This is a genomic window from Pseudomonas sp. SIMBA_068, from assembly GCF_046534705.1.
GTDB classification, from domain to species: Bacteria; Pseudomonadota; Gammaproteobacteria; order Pseudomonadales; family Pseudomonadaceae; genus Aquipseudomonas; species Aquipseudomonas putida.
This window is the reverse complement of sequence record NZ_JAWRYI010001436.1, coordinates 1-242: the sequence shown is the minus strand read 5'-3', so window position 1 is coordinate 242 and position 242 is coordinate 1. Positions and strand designations below refer to the sequence as shown.

Below are 242 nucleotides of genomic sequence, written 5' to 3'. Positions count from 1 at the left end.
CTTCGTCAATAGGGAATTCAGCATGCATTTCCAATGGAGCGCCATTTGGGATGCGCTGCCGGTCCTCCTCGACGGCGCCAAGCTGACCTTGTGGATTTCGATCCTGGGTCTGATCGGTGGTGCCGTCATCGGCGTAGGTGCGGGTTTTGCCCGTGCCTACGGTGGTTTTATCCGCAGCCGTGTTGCGCTTGTTTTCATCGAACTGATTCGCGGCACACCGATCATGGTGCAGGTCATGTTCA

General features: G+C 56.6%; 1 protein-coding gene. It reads left to right on the top strand.

Features of this window, described 5'->3' with window-relative positions; genetic code table 11:
• Positions 1–22 precede the first annotated feature (22 nt).
• The coding region (locus SB756_RS34375; protein ID WP_410913792.1) for an ABC transporter permease subunit at positions 23–242 on the top strand (220 nt) is incomplete at its 3' end.